Origin of the sequence: Paracoccus sp. SMMA_5_TC (assembly GCF_009696685.2) — a bacterium.
Taxonomy (GTDB): Bacteria; Pseudomonadota; Alphaproteobacteria; order Rhodobacterales; family Rhodobacteraceae; genus Paracoccus.
Window position 1 is genome coordinate 1,122,845 of the sequence record NZ_CP102355.1, and the last position, 18,395, is coordinate 1,141,239.

Below are 18,395 nucleotides of genomic sequence, written 5' to 3' on the forward strand. Positions count from 1 at the left end.
GCTGTCCTGTTGTGGTGTCCGCCCCCTATCTAGGCATCCTTGACCGCCCGCGCCAGAACCACCACCGAAACCGGCCCCGATCCGGCCGCGATCAGCGCCTGCGCCGCCGCCGTCAGCGTCGCCCCCGAGGTCATCACGTCATCGACCAGCAGCACCGGCCGGCCCGCCAGCCGCACCCGCGTTGCGGCGCGCGCGGCAAAGGCGTCGGCGACATTGGCGAATCGATCGGCGACCGAACCGTGATCCTGCATCGGCGTATGCCGTCGCCGCCGCAGCGCCTGCACCAGATGCGTCAGCCCATGCGCCTGTGCCACGCCGCGCGCCAGCAGTTCGGCCTGGTTGAACTTGCGCCGCAGCAGCCTGCGCGGATGCACGGGCACCGCGACGACCAGCATGTCCGGCTGCACCAGCGGCGCCGCCGCCTGCGCCACCCAGCGCCCCAGGGCTGGCGCCAGATCCAGCCTGTCGCCATGTTTCAGCATCAGGCTGAGCTTGCGCCCAGTGCCGCGATAGGCCACCGCCGCGCGGCCCTGCCGCCAGGGCCGGGGATGGCGGCGGCAATCGTCGCAACACAGCAACCCCGCCTGCGCATCCGCGCTGGCGCTGTCCTCGTCGCCCGGCAGGGGCGCGCCGCATTGCGCGCAGCCCAGACCGTGCAGGAAGTCGGTCTCGCGCCAGCACTGCGCGCACAGCCCGCCCTCTTCGGCCACCGGGGCGTCGCAGGACAGGCATTGCGGCGGATAGACCAGCCGCAATGCGCCTTTCATCAGCTCGAAAACGCCCCTATGTTGCGCCATCATGACGGCTGATCCCCTTTCTTCCCCGACGCTGCCGCGCCTGACCGACCGCAAGGCGCTGGATCGTGCCCGTGACCGTGCCCGACGCATTGGCCCGGTGGATTTCCTGCACCGTCTGGTTGTCGACGAGATGCAGCTTAGATGCGCCGAGGTTAACAGAAGGTTTACCGATGTGGCCGTGGTCACCGGCTGGCCCGAACTCTGGCGGCAGGCCTGGCCCGGGGCGCGCATCGTTGCCGACACCCCGGTGCTGGATCTGGCTCCGGGCAGCCACGACTTGATCCTGCATGCCATGGCCCTGCACTGGGCCGAGGATCCGGTGGGGCAGCTGGCCCAATGCGCCCGTGCGTTGCGCCCCGACGGGTTGCTGATCGCGGCCTGTCCGGGCGGACGCAGCCTGCACCAGTTGCGCGACGTGCTGACCCGGGCCGAGGCCGAGGTCAGCGGCGGGCTGTCGCCGCGGGTGCTGCCCATGGGCGAAATCCGCGATCTGGGCGCGCTGCTTGCGCGCGCCGGCCTGGCCTTGCCGGTCGCCGACCAGGTGACACAGCATGTCAGCTATCGCGACCTGTTCCACCTGGCGCGGGATCTGCGCGCCATGGGCGAGGGCAATGCGCTGGCTGAGCGCCTGCGCCATCCGACCCGGCGCGAGGTGCTGCTGCGCGCCGCCGCGCTTTATGCCCAGGATCACCCCGATCCGCAGAACCCCGGTCGCATCCGCGCCACCTTCGATCTGGTCTTTCTGACCGGATGGGCGCCCGACGACAGCCAGCAGAAACCGCTTCGTCCCGGAACCGCCCGGATGCCGCTGGCCGAAGCCCTTGCCAGAACGAGAGACCAGCAATGACCCGTCCCCCGTATGCCGACGCCAGCCATCCGTCGATCCCGCCGCGCCGCATCGGCGTGCTGATCGCCAATCTGGGCACGCCGGACGGCACCGATTACTGGTCGATGCGACGCTATCTGAACGAATTTCTGTCCGACAAGCGGGTGATCGACCTGCCGTCCTGGAAATGGCAGCCGATCCTGCAGGGAATCGTGCTGACCAAGCGGCCCTTCACCTCGGGTGCCAATTACCGGTCGATCTGGAACACCGAGGCAAACGAGTCCCCGCTGATGACCATTACCCGCAAGCAGACCCAGGCCCTGCGCGATCTTGCACAGGCACAGTGGGGTGATCGGGTCATGGTCGATTTCTGCATGCGCTATGGCAACCCTTCGACCGAATCAGTGGTGTCGCGCATGGTTGCCGAAGGCTGCGACCGCATCCTGTTCCTGCCGCTATATCCGCAATATGCCGGGGCCACCTGGGCCACCGCCAACGACCAGTTCTTTCGGGCGCTGATGAAACAGACCTGGCAGCCGGCCGTGCGCACGGTGGCGCCCTATTTCGACCGGCCCGAGTATATCGAGGCGCTGGCCGGTTCGGTGCTGGCGGGGCTGGGGGGACGGCAGCCGCAGCGGCTGGTGGCCAGCTATCACGGCATGCCGCGGCGCTATCTGATGCAGGGCGACCCCTACCATTGCCAGTGCCAGAAAACCACCCGCCTGCTGCGCGAGCATCTGGGTTGGCCCGAAGGCAGCATCGACACCACCTTCCAGTCGGTGTTCGGTCGCGAGGAATGGCTGCGCCCCTATACGGTCGAGCATGTGGCCGATCTGGCGCGGCAGGGCGTGACCGACATCGCCGTGGTCTCGCCCGCCTTCGCCGCCGATTGCATCGAAACGCTCGAAGAGATCCAGGGCGAGATCCGCGAGGCATTCCTGCACGCTGGCGGCAAGGAATTCACCTATATCCCCTGCCTGAACGACGACCCCGCCCATATCCGGGTGCTGGGCAATATCATCGCCGAGAACCTGGGCGGCTGGGTCTGACGACCCATCCCCATGCATGCCAAGGGGCCCCGCAGGGCCCCTTTCCGGTCAGATCAGCAGAACCTGGGTGCCGATCTTGGTCAGGTCGTAGAGCTGCTTGATGTGTTCATTGTAAAGACCGATGCAGCCGTTCGAGGATTTCCGGCCGATCTTGCGCGTGTCATGGGTGCCGTGGATGCGGTAGTACTGCCAGCTCAGCCACAGCGCATGGGTGCCCAGCGGGTTGTCGGGCCCCGGCGGCACGAAGTCGGGCCATTCGGGATTGCGCTTCTTCATTTCCGGGGTGGGCGCCCAGCTGGGGCCTTCGACCTTCTTGATGATTTCGGTGCGGCCGGTGCGGGTCAGGTCCGGGCTGACCGGGACCGAGGTCGGGAACAGCTTGTAAACGCTCTGATCCTCGGACCAGAAATGTAACGCACGCGAGGTCAGGTCGACCAGGATCGCGCCATTCGTCAGATTGCTGAAATAGGGCTGCCAATCCTGCATGCGAAAGCTGGAAATGTTGCGCCGCGAATCCTGGCTCTGGTCGTATTGCACCATGCCGGCATCAGGGGTCGCGCCGCCGGCGCCGGTGTTCTGCAAGGGTTGTCCGGTATAGGGGTCGATGGCCTGCGCCAGGGCCGGCGCGGCCAGCCCGGCAGCCGCACCCATCGCCACCGAGGCGGTCAGGAACTTCCGGCGCGAAACCGGCTTTTTCGGCGTGATCATGTGTCGCTCCTATATGTGGCGGACCGCTTGCTGCGGTCTTCGTCTGCCCGAATGTGCGAAAAAGGTCGTGCTGATCCTGCGCTTTAGGCCCGGATCGCGCCCGGTGCAAATCAAACGCGCGTCATTGCCGCAACACACTGCACAGCTGTTGCGCTCACGCAATCTTGGGTTTGAAGCGGGCAGGGGGGTTTTGTATGGCTGACGCAAAATTTTCGTGGGACAGACAACATGCTGAAACTTCCGACCTTGGCGCTGGTCTCGGTGCTGGCGCTGGCTGCCTGCCAGCAGCCACAACCACAGCTCGGCCCCGATGGCAAGCCGCTGCCGGTGGCCTATCGCATCACTCCGCGGGACGAGGCGCAGATCCCCGGTCGGGTGCTGGCGCAGATCAACAGCCTGCGCGCCAATATCGCCGCGCCCGGGATGGTGCAGAACCCGATGCTGGATGCCGCCGCGCGTGCCCATGCCCGCGACATGGCCGCGCAGAACCGCGCCTGGCATTTCGGTTCGGACGGGTCGTCGCCGCTGGACCGGGTGCGGCGCAACGGCTACATGGGCCAGCTGATCGGCGAAAACATCTCGGAAACCTACGAGAACGAGATCACCACCCTGAACGCCTGGATGCAGACCCGCGATACGCGCGACGTCATCATGGACCCGCGCGCGCGTGAATTCGGCATCGGCTGGTTCCAGGAGCCTTCGGGCAAGATCTGGTGGGTGCTGATCACCGGCGGGGCCGGGGTGATGGCTGCGCCTGCCGGAGGTTATACGGCCGCCTTTGCCCCGGGCTCGGCGGCGGTCGGCTCGGTGGCTGGGCCGACGGTGGGTGGCACCGGGCCCGACGTGCCGCTGTAAGGCTGTTGCACAGCTGTCGGCACGGATGACGTGATGCCAACAGAAGCGGCCTCTGCCGGGCGGGCAGAGGCCGTGATTTCTTTCGGGTCTCGGGGTTGCGGCCGGGTTGACCCGGGCCGCTCCCTGGTCCTTAGAGTTTTGCGGTCAGTTCGGGGACGGTTGTGAACAGGTCCCCGACGAGTCCGTAGTCTGCGATCTGGAAGATTGGGGCTTCCTCGTCCTTGTTGATGGCGACGATGACCTTGCTGTCCTTCATGCCGGCCAGGTGCTGGATCGCGCCCGAGATGCCGACGGCGATATACAGTTCCGGCGCCACCACCTTGCCGGTCTGGCCGACCTGCCAGTCGTTCGGGGCATAGCCCGAATCGACCGCCGCGCGCGAGGCGCCGACCGCGGCGCCCAGCTTGTCGGCCAGGGCCTCGATCAGGTCGAAGCTTTCCTTCGAGCCGACGCCGCGCCCGCCCGAGACCACGCGCCGGGCCGAGGTCAGTTCCGGCCGGTCGCTTTGCGCCACCTCGTCGGCGATCCAGGACGACAGGCCCGGATCGGCCGCCGGGGCCGCATCGGCCAGCGTTGCCGAACCGCCCTCGCCGGCCGCGTCGAAGCTGGCGGTGCGGATGGTGAACACCTTCTTCGCATCGCGCGATTTCACCACCTGGATGGCGTTGCCGGCATAGATCGGCCGCTCGAAGGTGTCGGCATCGACCACCTTCGACACGTCCGACAGCACCATCACGTCCAGGAGTGCCGCCACCCGCGGCATGATGTTCTTGGCATCCGTGGTCGCCGGTGCCGCGATATGGCTGTAATCGCCGGCCAGCGACACGATCAGCGCCGCCGTCGGTTCCGCCAGCCGGTGGCCGTAAAGCGGGTTTTCCGCCACCAGCACCTTCGAGACCCCGGCGATCTTCGCCGCCGCTTCGGCCGCGCCGCGCGCCGAGGCGCCGGCGCACAGCACCGTCACCTCGCCCAGGCCCGCGACCGCCTGCACCGCCTTGGCCGTGGCGTCGCGGTTCAGTTCGCCATTGGTGACTTCGCCCAGAATCAGCACCGCCATCAGATCACCCCCGCTTCCTTCAGTTTCGACACCAGCTCGTCGACCGAGCCGACCTTGATGCCGGCCTTGCGCCCCTCGGGCTCGCGCACCGAGACCACCTCGAGCCGCGGGCTGACATCGACGCCGTAATCGGCGGCGGTCTTTTCATCGAGCGGCTTCTTCTTGGCCTTCATGATGTTGGGCAGGCTGGCATAGCGCGGCTCGTTCAGGCGCAGGTCGGCGGTGATCACCGCCGGCAGCGCCACCTCGATGGTCTGCAGCCCGCCATCCACCTCGCGGGTGACGCGCGCCCGGGCGCCGTCGATCTCGACCTTGCTGGCAAAGGCCGCCTGCGCCCAGCCCAGGAGCGCCGCCAGCATCTGGCCGGTGGCGTTCATGTCGTTGTCGATCGCCTGCTTGCCGGCGATGATCAGCTGCGCGCCTTCGTCCTGCGCCACCCGGGCCAGGATCTTGGCCACCGCCAGCGGCTCGATGTCCTGATGCACGTCATCGGCCGCCACCACCAGGATCGCCCGGTCCGCGCCCATCGCCAGCGCCGTGCGCAGCGTCTCGGAGGCCTGCTTGACCCCGATCGACACCGCAACGACCTCATCGGCCTTGCCCGCCTCCTTCAGACGGATCGCTTCCTCGACCGCAATCTCGTCGAATGGGTTCATCGACATCTTGACGTTCGCAAGATCGACACCAGATCCGTCACCCTTGACCCGGGCCTTCACGTTGTAGTCGATCACGCGCTTGACTGGCACGAGAACCTTCATCGGCTTCTCCCCCTTGGTTGCGTCTCCCGTTCGGAACGTGTGTTAGCGACAGCTCGCCCGCCCGAACAGAGAAAAAACGACGTGCAGGCGGCGTTACGCAACGATCCTGCGCTGTTGTCGCTAACGGCCGTCACCCGGAACCCACAGGATGTCGGCCCTGCCCTGATCGTTGGCGACGCGGCCGGCCACGAACAGCCAGTCCGACAGCCGGTTCAGATAGCGGATGGCCGCCGGATTGGCGTCCTGATCGGCGCTGAGGGCGACAGCGGCGCGTTCGGCGCGTCGCGCCACCGTGCGCGACAGATGCAGCGCCGCCGCCAGCGGCGTGCCGCCGGGCAGGATAAAGCTGCGCAGGGGTTGCAGCCCCGCATTCATCGCGTCGATTTCGCGTTCCAGCCGCGCGACCTGCGAATCGACGATGCGCAGCACCGGATATGGGGCCTGGTCGTCCTGATCCATGCGCGGCCGCGACAGGTCGGCGCCCAGGTCGAACAGGTCGTTCTGGATCACCGCGATCTGGCGGGCCAGATCGCCCTCGGCCTGCAGCCGCGCCAGGCCCAACGTGGCGTTCAATTCGTCCACGGCGCCATAGGCCTCGACCCGCGGATCGTCCTTGCGCACGCGGTCGCCGTTCGACAGCGCGGTATCGCCCTGGTCGCCGGTGCGGGTATAGATGCGGTTCAGCACAACCATCAGCGGCTCCGCATCCACAGATACAGCATGAACACGGCAATCGCGATCGCCTGGGCGATGATGCGCCAGCGCATCATGCGGTTGCCGTGCTTGCGGTTGAACTCGCCGCCGCGGGCGAAACCGCCGATGCCGGTGGCCAGGATCGCCACCACCGCAAGGCAGCAGATCACCAACAGGTAGAACAGCGGTTCATTGCGCATGGCCGGCCCCTTTTGCCCCGCACCCTAACGCCGGCGCGCGACCCAGTCCAGTGCGCGCGTGGGCAGCAGCCGCCGGCCCAGACCGGCGATATGCGTGGGCGTGGTCACATAATAGCGCGGCCGCGGATTGGTGCTTTCCAGCGCCTGGGCAATGCGCTGGCTGACGGCGCGCGGCGGCAGTTCGAACCGGTCCTTGCGCGGCTGCGGCTGATACAGGCGCTTCAGCAGGCTGTCGCGGTATTCCTGGGCGCGCGGGCTGGCCTGCCAGTCGATCCAGCGTTCGAAATGGGGGATCGAATTCTGACGGATGCGGGTGCCGATGGGGCCGGGTTCGATCAGCACCACCTTGACCCCGGTATCGGCCATCTCGATGCGCAGCACGTCGCTAAGGCCCTCAAGCGCGAACTTGCTGGCCACATAGGCGCCGCGCCAGCGGATGCCAACCAGCCCCAGCACAGAAGAGATGTTGACCACCCGCCCGCCCTGCTGGCGAAAGCGCGGCAGCAGTCGCACGGTCAGGTCATGGGTGCCGAACAGGTTGGCCTCGAAGATGGCGCGCAGGGCGCCGCGCGGCAAATCCTCGGCCGCGCCGGGAATGGCAAAGGCGGCATTGTTGACCAGCGCGGTGACCCCCAGATCCAGCGCCGCCCGGGCACAGCGCGCCACGCTGTCGTCATCGGCCAGTTCCAGATGCAGCGTCTCGAACCCCTCGGCGCGGCGGGCGGCCAGGTCGGCCTCGGCCCGGCAGGTGGCGATCACCCGCCAGCCGCGGTCGCGCAGGTAATGGGCGGCATCAAGGCCGATGCCCGACGAACAGCCGGTGATCAGAACGGTCTTCATGCGTGGCCCCCGGTCCTTTCCTGTCCCTGCCGCCGGGTTCTGCGCCATGCCTGCCCCCGGCGCAAGCCGCGCATTTCCGTCTGGACCGGCGCCGCCCGCCGGCCTATGCAATCGCCCATGTCCGACGATCCGAACCTTCCCGATCCGACCCCGGATCAGACCCATTCCGAACCGCTGTCGCGCGCCATCGGCGAGCGTTACCTGACCTATGCGCTGTCCACGATCATGCACCGGGCGCTGCCCGACGCCCGCGACGGGCTGAAGCCGGTGCATCGCCGCATCCTTTATGCGATGCGGGAACTGCGCCTGGCCTCGACCGGGGCATTCCGCAAATCGGCCAAGATCAGCGGCGATGTCATGGGCAATTACCACCCCCATGGCGATGCGGCGATCTATGACGCGATGGCGCGGCTGGCCCAACCCTTTGCCATGCGCTACCCGCTGGTCGATGGCCAGGGCAACTTCGGCAATATCGACGGCGACAACCCCGCCGCCAGCCGCTACACCGAGGCGCGGCTGACCGCCGCCGCCGAGGCGCTGATGGAGGGGCTGGCCGAGGATGCGGTCGATTTCCGCCCCAATTACGATGGCACGCTGAGCGAACCCGTGGTGCTGCCGGCGGCCTTTCCGAACCTGCTGTGCAACGGCGCCAGCGGCATTGCCGTCGGCATGGCGACCAACATACCGCCCCATAACCTGCACGAGGTCATCGACGCTTGCCTGCATCTGATCAAGGCGCCCGATGCCCGCGACGACACGCTGGTGTCGATCATCCCGGGCCCGGATTTCCCCACGGGCGGCGTGCTGGTCGAAAGCCGCGAAACCATCGCCGAGGCCTATCGCACCGGCCGGGGCAGCCTGCGGTTGCGCGCGCGTTGGGCGGTCGAGGACCTGGGCCGCGGCAGCTGGCAGGTGGTCGTCACCGAAATCCCCTATCAGGTGCAGAAATCCAAGCTGATCGAGCGCCTGGCCGAGGTGATCCAGCAAAAGAAGGTGCCGATCCTGGCCGATGTGCGCGACGAATCGGCCGAGGACGTGCGCATCGTGCTGGAACCGCGCGCCCGCAGCGTCGATCCCGACCAGCTGATGGCCGCGCTGTTTCGCGTCAGCGATCTCGAGGTGCGCTTTGGCCTGAACATGAACGTGCTGATCGACGGCCGAGTGCCGAAGGTCTGTTCGCTGAAAGAGGTGCTGCGCGCCTTTCTGGACCACCGGCGCGAGGTGCTGTTGCGCCGTTCGCGTCATCGGCTGGACAGGATCGCGGCCCGGCTCGAGGTTCTGGAAGGCTACATGATCGCCTTTCTGAACCTCGATAGGGTCATCGAGATCATCCGCCACGAGGACGACCCCAAGGCGGTGATGATCGCCGAATTCGGCCTGTCCGAGGTTCAGGTCGAGGCGATCCTGAACATGCGCCTGCGCGCGCTGCGCAAGCTCGAGGAAATCGAGCTGCGGCGCGAACACGAAAACCTGAGCAAGGAACGCGAGGCGCTGCTGGCCATGCTGGCCGATCCGGCCGAGCAATGGGGCCGCATCGCCGACGAACTGCGCGAAACGCGCGCCAGGTTCGGCAAATCCGCGCCGGGTGGTCAGCGCCGCACCGAAATCGGCGAGGCGGGCGAACTGGCACCCATCGACATGGAAGCGATGATCGAACGCGAACCGATCACCGTCATCCTGTCGAAAATGGGCTGGATCCGGGCGTTGAAGGGGCACCAGCCGCTGGATGCCGAGGTCAAGTTCAAGGATGGCGACGGGCCCTTCCTGGCACTGCACGCCGAAACCACCGACAAGCTGATGGTCTTTGCCGCCAATGGCCGCTTCTATACCTTGCCGGCCGCAAATCTGCCTGGCGGTCGCGGCATGGGCGAGCCGCTGCGGCTGATGATCGACCTGCCCAATGATGCGGCCGTGATCGATATGTTCCCCTGGCGCGAGGGCGGGCGCTACCTGGTCGCCTCGACCGCGGGCGATGGCTTCGTGGTGGCGGCGGCCGACATTCTGGCCCAGACCCGCGCCGGCAAGCAGGTGCTGAACGGCGAGGCGTTGCTGTGCCGTCCGGTCAGCGGCGATCACCTGGCCGTGGTCGGTCAGAATCGCAAGCTGCTGGTATTTCCGCTGTCGGAACTGCCGGAAATGGCGCGCGGCAAGGGGGTCAGGTTGCAGAAATACAAGGACGGCGGCCTGTCCGACGCCATCTGCATCACCTTGGCCGAGGGGCTGCGCTGGCAGGAAAGCGGCGGCCGCACCCGGACAGAACCCGACCTGTCGGCCTGGCTGGGCAAGCGCGCGGGCACAGGCTATATGGCGCCGCGCGGCTTTCCACGCGACAACAGGTTCACCTGAGCGCCGGCGGGCGGTGCGGCCCGCAGGCCTAGCTGTTGGTGGCCGGCAGCACCACCGGCTGCGGCGCCGGTTTCGAGGTGGTGGCGGCGGTCTGGTCAGGTTTCATCTGATGGCCGCTGCATTCGGCCATGGCAGGCAGGGCCCCCAGGGTCAGAACAGTGGCCAGCGCGACGACATGGGCGATCATGGCGTGGTCTCCTTGCAGGATGGGATCCGGGTTCAGCATGGCAGCTGCAGCGCTGCCATGCAAATCACATCTCGGGATCGTCGCGCACGACCTTGCGACCGTGCAGCATCGGCCGGATCAGATCCTCGCCCTTCCAGAAGCGGTAATACAGAATCGCTGCCAGATGCAGCAGCACCAGCAGCAGGATGATATTCGCCCCCAGCTCGTGCCAGCCGACGGCCTTGCTGCGCGTGGCGCTGCTGACGTAATGCGCCAGCGGGCCGACGTTGATGAAATCGTCGGGGTCGGCGATCAGCCCGGTGCTGACCTGCGCCGCCAGGGCCGCAAGCAGGGCGATGACCGACAGCGCGCCGACCGGATTATGTCCGGGCCAGTAACTTGGTTCACGCAGGAAGAAGCCGCGCAGATAGGCGCGCAGCGCCGAAGGTCCGCGCAGGAAATGCGAGAACCGCGCCGGCCGTGGACCGACAAAGCCCCAGATCAGCCGGAACAGCAACAGCCCCGCGACTACATAGCCGCACCAGAAATGCAGCGTCATCCGGTCGGGCCCGAACTTGCCCAGGCCCCAGGCCAAGATGACGAACAAGGCCAGAAGCCAGTGGAACCCGCGCAACAGCGGATCCCACAGCCGGACTTCGCGCAGATTTCCGCGCCCTGCCATCAGCTCTTTTCGCGGAAGGAATCGTGGCAGGCCTTGCAGGCGCCGCCCAGCTTGCCGACGACCGGCCCCACGTTTTCCTGCCCGCCCTTGACGGCCTCGGACGCGCCGGCGGCCGCTTCGGCCAGCCCTGCGAACTTTGCCTTGAAGTCATCCATGTTGGTCCAGATGTCGGGCTTGGCCTGGCTGTTCTTGACCGCGCCGGAATCGCTGCCTTCCACGAACAGGCCGGGCAGGTCGTATTTGGTCAGAGCCTCGATATTGGCGGCGGCCTGGCTGGCCTTGGCCTCGTCATAGGCGACATCGCCCTTGGCCATGCCGGCCAGCGTCGTCATGTTGATGTTCAGCATCTGGAAAAAGCCGTGGCGGGCCTCGATCGCCTGCTTGACCGGATCGTCCGCGGCAAGGGCGGTCATCGGCAGCAGGGCAAGGGTCGCAGTCAATAGCAGGCGCATGCAGAATATCCTTTCATGTGGCGTCAGGCTGCAGTCCAAGGACTGTGCGCGCGGTCAGGTTTGCACAGTTCCGCGCCCCTGCCAACGTGGCTGACAGCGGCAAGTTCATGAATTTTTCGTGGGCATCGGCGGGGTTTCGCCCGGATCAGTGGCCGGCAGGCGCAGCCACAGGCAATGGCGCAGCCGGCCGCAGGGCCGGGCGTCGCTGATCCAGCCCCCGGGGGCTGCGCGCCACAGCGCCAGTGTCGCCAGGATATCGTCCAGATCCGCTGCGCGCAGGCCGTGGAAAACATAGCTGGCTCGCCCCGGCGCCTGCATTGTCATCAGCAGCGGCCGAGATGCGGGCGCGCGCAGGGCTGCGCGGCGCAGCGCGACCTCTGCCGGCAGCCGCGCCGCCAGCAGCTCCGCCAGCTTGTCGGCGCCGGCGCCTGCGGGCAGGGTCAGGACGGCGGGCATCGGTCCAGCAGATAGATGTCCATGATCCAGCCGTGTTCTGCGCGCGCCCGGGCGCGACGGTCAAGGATCGCCGGCCCGACCTCGGCCAGCGGTCCCGACAGGCGGATTTCCTGCGCCATACCCAGATAGGCCCCCCACCAGACATGCACCCCCGCCGGGTCCAGGTGGCGAAAGGAACCTTCGCCATCCAGCATCACCACCAGCCGGTCCACCGCCGGCGGCCAGCCCTTCTCGCGCAGCTGTCGGCCGGTGGTGACCGTCACCGGCGCCGCCAGCCTGTTCAGCGGGATGCAATGGGCCGCGCACAGCGCCTGGATGGCGGTGATGCCGGGAATGACCCGCAGGCGCAGCGGCAGCCGGCGAGCCACCCGTTCGGCGATGCGCAGGGTGCTGTCGTAAAGCGACGGATCGCCCCAGACCAGCAGCGCCGGGCGCAGGGCGCGGTGACGGCGGATCTCGGCCTCCCAGCACGCGGCGATGGCGTCGTGCCAGCGTTCGACCCCCTGACGATAGCCCTGGGCGCTGTCGCGCTGTGGCATGGCAAAATCGGCGATCGCCGGGGCGCGGTGCAGCAGGCGGGCGACCAGGGCGCGGCGCAGATCGGCCAGCTCGGCCTTCTCCGCGCCCTTGTCGGGGATCAGGATCAGGTCGGCATCGGCCATTGCGGCCTCGGCCGCGCGGGTCAGGTGGCCAGGGCTGCCGCAGCCGATGCCGATCAGCGTCAGTTCGATCATGGCGCCGCCCCGATCAGGTGAAAGAAGCTGCCGCTGGCCAGGCCGCGCACCGAGCCGGTTTCGGCCACCGTCGCGCCATTGGCATCGCAGACCCGCGCCAGCGGCGCGTCGGGCTGGGTCAGGATGGTGGCATAGTGGAATTCGTGCCCGGACAGCGGCTGCCGATAGGGGCCGGCCAGCGGTTCCGCCCGGCGATAGCCCAGGTGCATCCGCCGCTGCTGATAGCTGGTTTCCAGCCCCAGCAGCCCGGCCATCTGGTGCCGCTGCCCCTGGGCATCGACCAGGCCCGCGCCCATGACCATATAGCCGCCGCATTCGCCATGCACCGGGCGCGTGCGGGCAAAACGGCGCAGGCCGTCACGAAAATTCTGCGCCGCGCCCAGCCGGCCGGCGTGCAGCTCGGGATAGCCGCCCGGCAGCCAGCAGGCCCCGGCACTGTCGTCGGGGGCCTGATCGGCCAGCGGCGAGAACGGCAGGATGGTGGCGCCCGCGGCGCGCCAGCCGGCGATCAGATGCGGATAGACAAAGGAAAACGCCTCGTCCATCGCCATGGCGATGCGCTCGGCCGGGGGCGGCAGCGGCCGGAAGGGCGCGGGTGCCAGCCCGCCGGCCGCGGCGGCCAAGATGGCGTCGAGGTCCAGATGCAGGGCGGCGGCCTGGCCCGCACGGGCCAGCAATGCATCCAGCGCCGCATGTTCCCGGGCCTGCACCAGCCCCAGATGGCGTTCGGGCAGCTCGATCCCGGCGCTGCGCGGCAGCACGCCCAGCACGGCGATGTCCAGCTGCGCGAAGGCCTGCCGCAGCAGCGCCTGGTGCCGGTCCGAGGCGACGCGATTCAGCACCACCCCGGCCAGGCGGACATCGGCGCGCATCTGGCGAAAGCCCAGCGCCACGGCGGCGGCCGATTGCGCCTGTCCCTGGCAATCCAGCACCAGCAGCACCGGCCAGCCGGTCAGGGCGGCGATGTCGGCGCTGGCGCCATTGCCCAGCCCGCCGCGGCTGGCCACCCCGTCGAAAAGGCCCATCGAGCCTTCGGCCAGCGCCAGATCGGCCCCGCCTGCCGCGGCTGTCACCAGATGCGCGATCTGCCCGGGCCCCATCGCCCAGCTGTCGAGGTTATATGACGCCCGCCCCGCCGCCGCCTGGTGAAAGGCCGGGTCGATATAGTCCGGCCCGCTTTTGAACGGTTGCACCACAACGCCGCGCGCCCGCAGCGCCGCGATCAGCCCCAGCGTCACCGTGGTCTTGCCGCTGCCCGATGCCGGGGCGCTGATCACCAGCCCCTTCATTCGGCGAACCGCGGTGCCGCCCCCACCGGGCGAAAGCGGCGGTCGTAATCGCTGGCATAAAGGCGGCTTTCGGCGAAATCCTCGGCCGCAAGGGCCGGGCCCACCAGGATCAGCGCCGTGCGCTCGCGCAGGCCGATCGCGGGGTCCAGGCTGGCCAGCGTGGCCCGGTGGATGACCTGGTCGGGCCAGCTGGCGCGGAACACCACCGCCACCGGGCAATCGGGCCCGTAATGCGGGGTCAGTTCCTGACGGACGCGGTCCAGCACATGCACCGACAGATGGATGGCCAGCGTGGCGCCGGTGGCGGCAAAGGCGGCCAGCGTTTCCCCCGCCGGCATCGCCGAGGCCCGCCCCGAGGTGCGCGTCAGCACCACCGATTGCGCCACCCCGGGCAGCGTCAGTTCGGCCCCCAGTGCGGCGGCGGCGGCGGCAAAGGACGGCACGCCCGGCGTCACGTCATAGGGGATGCCCAACGCCCGCAGCCGCCGCAGCTGTTCGCCCATCGCCGACCACACCGACAGGTCGCCCGAATGCAGCCGCGCGACATCCTGTCCCTGGGCATGGGCGCGGGCGATTTCGGCGATGATCTGGTCGAGATCCAGCGGCGCGGTGTTGACGATGCGCGCCCCCGGCGGGCAATGCGCCAGCAGCGCCTGCGGCACCAGGCTGCCGGCGTAAAGACAGACCGGACAGGCCGCGATCAGGTCGCGCCCGCGCAGGGTGATCAGATCGGCAGCGCCCGGCCCGGCGCCGATGAAATGGACGGTCATGACGGCTCTCCTTCGGCGATGGCGCAGCAGGCCATGCGGTCTGGTGACAGGATGCGGGTGGTCAGCAGCCGCGCGCCCGGGGCCAGCGCTGCCAGCGCCGCGGCCTCGGCGACCGAGCCGGTGGCGTGGCTGGCCTGAACCCGCGGCGATTGCGTGGGGGTGGCGATGCCCGCGACGGCGACCGCCAGGATCGGCAATCCACGCTCTCGGGCCAGTTCGCGCAGCGCCGGCGCCGCCGCCTTGTCGGGCGGTGCCGCCAGGGCCTGCGGCGGGCCGGCAAGGGCGCAGGCGCGATCCAGCGCCGCGGCCAGTGCGGCGGGGGCGGCGGCGGCGCGAAAACCCAGGCCCGCCACCTTCACGGCCAGCTCCATTGGGTGATGGCGCGGGCCGGGGTCCAGCCGCGCAGCCCGCCCAGGGGGCCGGCCTCTTCCACCGCCAGGCGCAGCAGCCGGCCCCCGCGCCGCGAGTGCAGCTCCAGCAGCAGGGCCTCGGTTTCCAGGGTCACGGCATTCACCACCAGTCGCGCCGGCGGCAGGGCCGCGATCAGCGCCGCATCGGCGCCGCCGCCGACAAAGATCGCGTCCGGGGGCGGCAGGCCGGCCAGCACCTGCGGCGCGCGGCCCTCTACCGGCTGCATTTGCCCCGACAGCCCGAAGGCGTCGATATTGGCGCGGATATGGTCGAGCCGGTCGGCCCGTGGCTCGACCGTGACCGCCCAGCCGCCGTTCAGGCACCATTCCACGCTGACCGAGCCCGAGCCGCCGCCGATGTCCCACAGCATCTCGCCGGTCCGCGGCGCCAGCGCGGCCAGCGTCACCGCCCGGATCGCGCGCCGGGTGATCTGGCCGTCATGGGCGAAATGGGCATCCGGCAGGCCGAAGCCGCGCGGCAGGCCGCTGCCCGCAGGCAGGTGGCGACCGTCCAGCGCCACCGCCACCGGCGCGGCGCAATCGGTCAGGTCAAAGCCCGAGGCCCGGGTGCGCCGCAGCCGCTCGCGCGGGCCGCCCAGCGATTCCAGAACCACCATCGACGTGGCACCCAGCCCCTGCGCCACCAGCCATTCCGCCAGCGCCCGCGGGCTGTCGCCGTCGCGCAGCAGGCAGATCGCGCGCGCCCCCCGCGTCATTATCGGCAACAGCCGCGCAAAGGGGGCCGCGTGCAGCCCCAGGCAGACGGTCTGGTCCAGCGCCCAGCCCAGCCGCGCCGCCGCCAGCGAAAATGTCCCCGGCACCGGAAAGGCGCGCCATTCCGCCGCCGGCAGCGCCTGCGCCAGCAGGCTGCCGGCGCCGTGCCAGAACGGATCGCCCGACACCAGTGCCGCCACCGGCCGACCGCGCAGCGCCAGCAGCGGCGCGATGTCGAAGGGCACGGGCCAAGGCCGCCCGTCGCAGCCGGCCAGCGCCAGGTGACGGGGGGCGCCAAAGACGATTTCGGCCCCGGCCAGGGCCTGACGGCTTGCAGGCGGCAGGCCGGCCAGTCCATCCTCGCCCAGACCGATGATCGATAGCCAGGGTTCAGACATGACGCGCATCCTCTTGCTGGGCGGCACGACCGAGGCGGCGGCCCTGGCGCGCGCGCTGGCGGCGGCGGGGATCGCGGCGATCTATTCCTATGCCGGGCGCACCGCCCAGCCGCTGGCGCAGCCCTTGCCCACGCGGGTCGGCGGCTTTGGCGGGGTCGAGGGGCTGGCCGGCTTTCTGCGCGAACAGCAGATCAGCCATGTCGTCGATGCCACCCATCCCTTTGCCGCTGAAATCAGCCGCAACGCCGTGGCGGCCTGCGCGGCCACCGGCACGGCGCTGATCGCGCTGGAACGGCCCGCCTGGCAGCCGCAGCCGGGCGACCGCTGGCATGGGGTGCCCGATTTCGCCGCCGCCGCCCGGGCGCTGCCGGGCGATGGCTCGGCGGTGTTTCTGGCCATCGGCCGACAGAATCTGGCGCCCTTTGTCGGGCTGCATCACCGCTGGACGCTGCGCTTTGCCGAGGTGGCCGCCCATCCCCTGCGCGACGCCACGCTGATCGTGTCGCGCGGCCCCTATACCGTGGCGGGCGACCGCGAACTGCTGCGCCGCCATGGCATCGCCCATCTGGTGGCCAAGAATGCCGGCGGCCGCGCGGCCGAGGCCAAGCTGATCGCCGCGCGCGAACTGGGTCTGCCGGTGGTGATGATCGCCCGCCCGGCATTGCCGCCGCGCCGGCTGGCCGGATCGGTCGATGAGGTGCTGGACTGGATTCATGTCGCCGACCGCGGGCTGTAGACCCAGTTGCCGACGCGGCGGGTGGCGCTGTTGCCGACGATGACCAGCGTGCGCATGTCGGCCATTTCGGGCCGGGCCTCGGCCAGGGTGGTGGTGAGGATGGTTTCATCGGGGGTGGAAACGGCGCGGGCAAAGCTGATCAACCGACCGGGGCCGCAGCTTTCGCGCAGGATCTCCAGCGCGCTGGCAAAGCCCTCCGGCCGCGCGCGCGATCGCGGATTGTAAAGCGCCATGGCGAAATCGGCGCTGGCCGCCAGCCGCAGCCGCCGTTCGATCAGCGCCCATGGCTTCAGATTGTCCGACAGGTTGATGGCGCAGAAGTCATGGCCCAGCGGCGCGCCCAGCCGCGCGGCCGCCGCCAGCATGGCGGTGATGCCGGGCAGGATGCGGATATCGGGCGCGACAGATGGGGTGGGGCCGGCCTCCAGCGCCTCGAACAGGGCGGCGGCCATGGCGAACACCCCCGGATCGCCCGAGGATACCACCACCACCCGCCGTCCCGCCCGGGCCATATCCAGCGCCTGGGCGGCGCGGGCCAGCTCGACCCGGTTGTCCGAGCCGTGCAGCATCAGTCCCGGCCGCGGCGCGATGCGCGCGACATAGGGGAAATATCCGACCACATCGGTGGCCTCTTGCAGGGTGCGCTGCACCTCGGGGGTAATCAGATCGGCCGCGCCGGGCCCCAGGCCGGCGACGGCGACCCAGCCGCTCATTGCGCGGCCTCGCTCAGGGGGCGGCGGCCGTGGCCATGGACCAGCACCGTGGCGAAATAGGGGCAGGAATGCAGATCGGCCTGCGACAGCCGCAGCAGGCGCTGGTTCGGCATGGTGCCACGCTCGACCAGCCAGGCGTCGCCCAGCCGGCCGGCGGCGGCCAGCGCGCGGGCGATCTTGGGCAGGTTGCGGCCGGTCTTCATCACCACCACCGCATCGGCGGCGGCGATATGGCGGGTCAGGTCGGCCTCGGGCAGGGTGCCCATCAGCACGGTCATGGCATCGTCGCCCCAGGTCATCGGCTGGCCCAGCGCGTTCCAGCAGCCGGTCATGCCGGGGATGCCGGGGATCACCTCGACCCGGGCGCGGCCCTGCAGCCGGCTGTGCAGATGCATGAACGAGCCATAGAACAGCGGGTCGCCCTCGCACAGCACCACGATGTCGCCGGCTTGGGCCAGGTCGATCAGACGCGCGCTCCAGTCGTCGTAAAAAGCCGACAGCAGGCGGTTGTATTCGGGGCTGGCAAAGGGGATTTCCACCGTGACGGGGTATTCCATCGCATGTTCGATCACATCCGGCGCCAGCAGTGGCGCGACGATGCGCCGGGCCTGGCCGGGGCGGCCGCGCTTGCGGAAATAGGCGATCTGGCGGGCGGCGCGAATGGCGCGATCGGCCCGGACCGAGATCAGGTCCGGATCGCCGGGGCCAAGACCCGCGCAGATGATCGTGCCGGGGGGCTGGGGCAT

23 protein-coding genes are annotated in these 18,395 nt (G+C 69.2%); 5 read left to right on the forward strand and 18 right to left on the reverse strand.

All coding sequences use genetic code 11. The features are described from left to right. Positions 1-29: 29 nt before the first annotated feature. Positions 30-800: a double zinc ribbon domain-containing protein gene (locus GB880_RS05590; protein WP_263467343.1), complete on the reverse strand. Its 771-nt coding sequence runs from the start codon at positions 798-800 to the stop codon at positions 30-32. On the opposite strand from GB880_RS05590, the gene GB880_RS05595 reads away from it, so the two are divergent. After that, positions 799-1,644: a methyltransferase domain-containing protein gene (locus GB880_RS05595; RefSeq protein ID WP_154492262.1), complete on the forward strand. Its 846-nt coding sequence runs from the start codon at positions 799-801 to the stop codon at positions 1,642-1,644. The genes GB880_RS05590 and GB880_RS05595 overlap by 2 nt on opposite strands. Further along, the gene (hemH, locus tag GB880_RS05600) at positions 1,641-2,672 is read left to right on the forward strand and encodes a ferrochelatase (protein ID WP_154492264.1); all 1,032 of its coding nucleotides are present in this window, start codon (positions 1,641-1,643) and stop codon (positions 2,670-2,672) included. Before GB880_RS05595 ends, hemH begins: the two co-directional genes overlap by 4 nt. Positions 2,673-2,720: 48 nt before the next feature. Here the strand turns inward: hemH and GB880_RS05605 are convergent, their stop codons facing one another. Further along, a complete protein-coding gene (locus GB880_RS05605; RefSeq protein WP_154492266.1) occupies positions 2,721-3,380 on the reverse strand; it encodes a L,D-transpeptidase in 660 nt (219 codons plus the stop codon). Positions 3,381-3,608: 228 nt separating this feature from the next. Here GB880_RS05605 and GB880_RS05610 point away from each other — a divergent pair, with 228 nt between their 5' ends. Next, complete coding sequence (locus tag GB880_RS05610) at positions 3,609-4,235, forward strand: CAP domain-containing protein (RefSeq protein ID WP_154492268.1); 627 nt, start codon at positions 3,609-3,611, stop codon at positions 4,233-4,235. A 130-nt stretch (positions 4,236-4,365) separates the two neighbouring features. Here GB880_RS05610 and GB880_RS05615 read toward each other — a convergent pair whose 3' ends face one another. The 5 genes from GB880_RS05615 to GB880_RS05635 form a co-directional block, all read right to left on the reverse strand. After that, positions 4,366-5,292, reverse strand: coding sequence for an electron transfer flavoprotein subunit alpha/FixB family protein (locus GB880_RS05615; RefSeq protein WP_263467344.1), 927 nt, complete (start codon positions 5,290-5,292; stop codon positions 4,366-4,368). Further along, on the reverse strand, positions 5,292-6,050 hold the full coding sequence (locus tag GB880_RS05620; protein ID WP_154494294.1) for an electron transfer flavoprotein subunit beta/FixA family protein: 759 nt from the start codon (positions 6,048-6,050) through the stop codon (positions 5,292-5,294). The genes GB880_RS05615 and GB880_RS05620 overlap by 1 nt, the downstream gene beginning before the upstream one ends. Positions 6,051-6,170: 120 nt before the next feature. Further along, positions 6,171-6,743 carry a cob(I)yrinic acid a,c-diamide adenosyltransferase gene (locus tag GB880_RS05625; RefSeq protein ID WP_154494295.1) on the reverse strand — a complete coding sequence of 191 codons (573 nt, stop codon included), beginning with the start codon at positions 6,741-6,743 and terminating at the stop codon, positions 6,171-6,173. Beyond that, entirely contained in the window at positions 6,743-6,943 is a 201-nt protein-coding gene (locus GB880_RS05630) for a twin transmembrane helix small protein (protein WP_154494296.1), read from the reverse strand. The genes GB880_RS05625 and GB880_RS05630 overlap by 1 nt, the downstream gene beginning before the upstream one ends. 24 nt (positions 6,944-6,967) lie before the next feature. After that, positions 6,968-7,783: an SDR family NAD(P)-dependent oxidoreductase gene (locus tag GB880_RS05635; protein WP_154494297.1), complete on the reverse strand. Its 816-nt coding sequence runs from the start codon at positions 7,781-7,783 to the stop codon at positions 6,968-6,970. 117 nt (positions 7,784-7,900) lie between these two features. Here GB880_RS05635 and parC point away from each other — a divergent pair, with 117 nt between their 5' ends. After that, positions 7,901-10,129 (forward strand): DNA topoisomerase IV subunit A, encoded by a 2,229-nt coding sequence (parC, locus tag GB880_RS05640; protein ID WP_154494298.1) that lies wholly within the window; start codon positions 7,901-7,903, stop codon positions 10,127-10,129. 28 nt (positions 10,130-10,157) lie between these two features. On the opposite strand, the gene GB880_RS05645 is transcribed toward parC, so the two are convergent. The 9 genes from GB880_RS05645 to cbiE all read right to left on the reverse strand — a co-directional run bounded on the left by GB880_RS05645 (position 10,158) and on the right by cbiE (position 16,200). Next, on the reverse strand, positions 10,158-10,355 hold the full coding sequence (locus GB880_RS05645; RefSeq protein WP_154494299.1) for a hypothetical protein: 198 nt from the start codon (positions 10,353-10,355) through the stop codon (positions 10,158-10,160). Between the two features lie 25 nt (positions 10,356-10,380). Continuing rightward, positions 10,381-10,977: a cytochrome b/b6 domain-containing protein gene (locus GB880_RS05650; protein WP_154494300.1), complete on the reverse strand. Its 597-nt coding sequence runs from the start codon at positions 10,975-10,977 to the stop codon at positions 10,381-10,383. Then, complete coding sequence (locus GB880_RS05655) at positions 10,977-11,429, reverse strand: c-type cytochrome (RefSeq protein WP_154494301.1); 453 nt, start codon at positions 11,427-11,429, stop codon at positions 10,977-10,979. Before GB880_RS05655 ends, GB880_RS05650 begins: the two co-directional genes overlap by 1 nt. A 105-nt stretch (positions 11,430-11,534) precedes the next feature. After that, entirely contained in the window at positions 11,535-11,885 is a 351-nt protein-coding gene (locus GB880_RS05660) for a DUF1636 family protein (protein ID WP_154494302.1), read from the reverse strand. Beyond that, positions 11,870-12,619 carry a precorrin-6A synthase (deacetylating) gene (gene cobF, locus GB880_RS05665; RefSeq protein ID WP_154494303.1) on the reverse strand — a complete coding sequence of 250 codons (750 nt, stop codon included), beginning with the start codon at positions 12,617-12,619 and terminating at the stop codon, positions 11,870-11,872. Before cobF ends, GB880_RS05660 begins: the two co-directional genes overlap by 16 nt. Further along, positions 12,616-13,908, reverse strand: a complete 1,293-nt coding sequence (locus GB880_RS05670; RefSeq protein ID WP_154550693.1) for a cobyrinate a,c-diamide synthase — start codon at positions 13,906-13,908, stop codon at positions 12,616-12,618. Before GB880_RS05670 ends, cobF begins: the two co-directional genes overlap by 4 nt. Beyond that, positions 13,905-14,678: a precorrin-4 C(11)-methyltransferase gene (cobM, locus tag GB880_RS05675; RefSeq protein ID WP_154494634.1), complete on the reverse strand. Its 774-nt coding sequence runs from the start codon at positions 14,676-14,678 to the stop codon at positions 13,905-13,907. Before cobM ends, GB880_RS05670 begins: the two co-directional genes overlap by 4 nt. Continuing rightward, positions 14,675-15,037 carry a cobalamin biosynthesis protein gene (locus GB880_RS05680; protein ID WP_263467345.1) on the reverse strand — a complete coding sequence of 121 codons (363 nt, stop codon included), beginning with the start codon at positions 15,035-15,037 and terminating at the stop codon, positions 14,675-14,677. The genes cobM and GB880_RS05680 overlap by 4 nt, the downstream gene beginning before the upstream one ends. Then, positions 15,034-16,200, reverse strand: a complete 1,167-nt coding sequence (gene cbiE, locus GB880_RS05685) for a precorrin-6y C5,15-methyltransferase (decarboxylating) subunit CbiE (protein ID WP_263467346.1) — start codon at positions 16,198-16,200, stop codon at positions 15,034-15,036. Before cbiE ends, GB880_RS05680 begins: the two co-directional genes overlap by 4 nt. Between cbiE and GB880_RS05690 the strand changes: the two genes are divergently transcribed. Continuing rightward, complete coding sequence (locus GB880_RS05690) at positions 16,199-16,936, forward strand: cobalt-precorrin-6A reductase (RefSeq protein WP_154550763.1); 738 nt, start codon at positions 16,199-16,201, stop codon at positions 16,934-16,936. The genes cbiE and GB880_RS05690 overlap by 2 nt on opposite strands. Here the strand turns inward: GB880_RS05690 and cobJ are convergent. Together cobJ and cobI are read right to left on the reverse strand one after the other, a co-directional pair. After that, on the reverse strand, positions 16,912-17,649 hold the full coding sequence (gene cobJ / locus GB880_RS05695; protein WP_154494567.1) for a precorrin-3B C(17)-methyltransferase: 738 nt from the start codon (positions 17,647-17,649) through the stop codon (positions 16,912-16,914). The two genes, GB880_RS05690 and cobJ, sit on opposite strands and share 25 nt — an antisense overlap. Further along, positions 17,646-18,395, reverse strand: a complete 750-nt coding sequence (gene cobI / locus GB880_RS05700; protein ID WP_154494566.1) for a precorrin-2 C(20)-methyltransferase — start codon at positions 18,393-18,395, stop codon at positions 17,646-17,648. Before cobI ends, cobJ begins: the two co-directional genes overlap by 4 nt.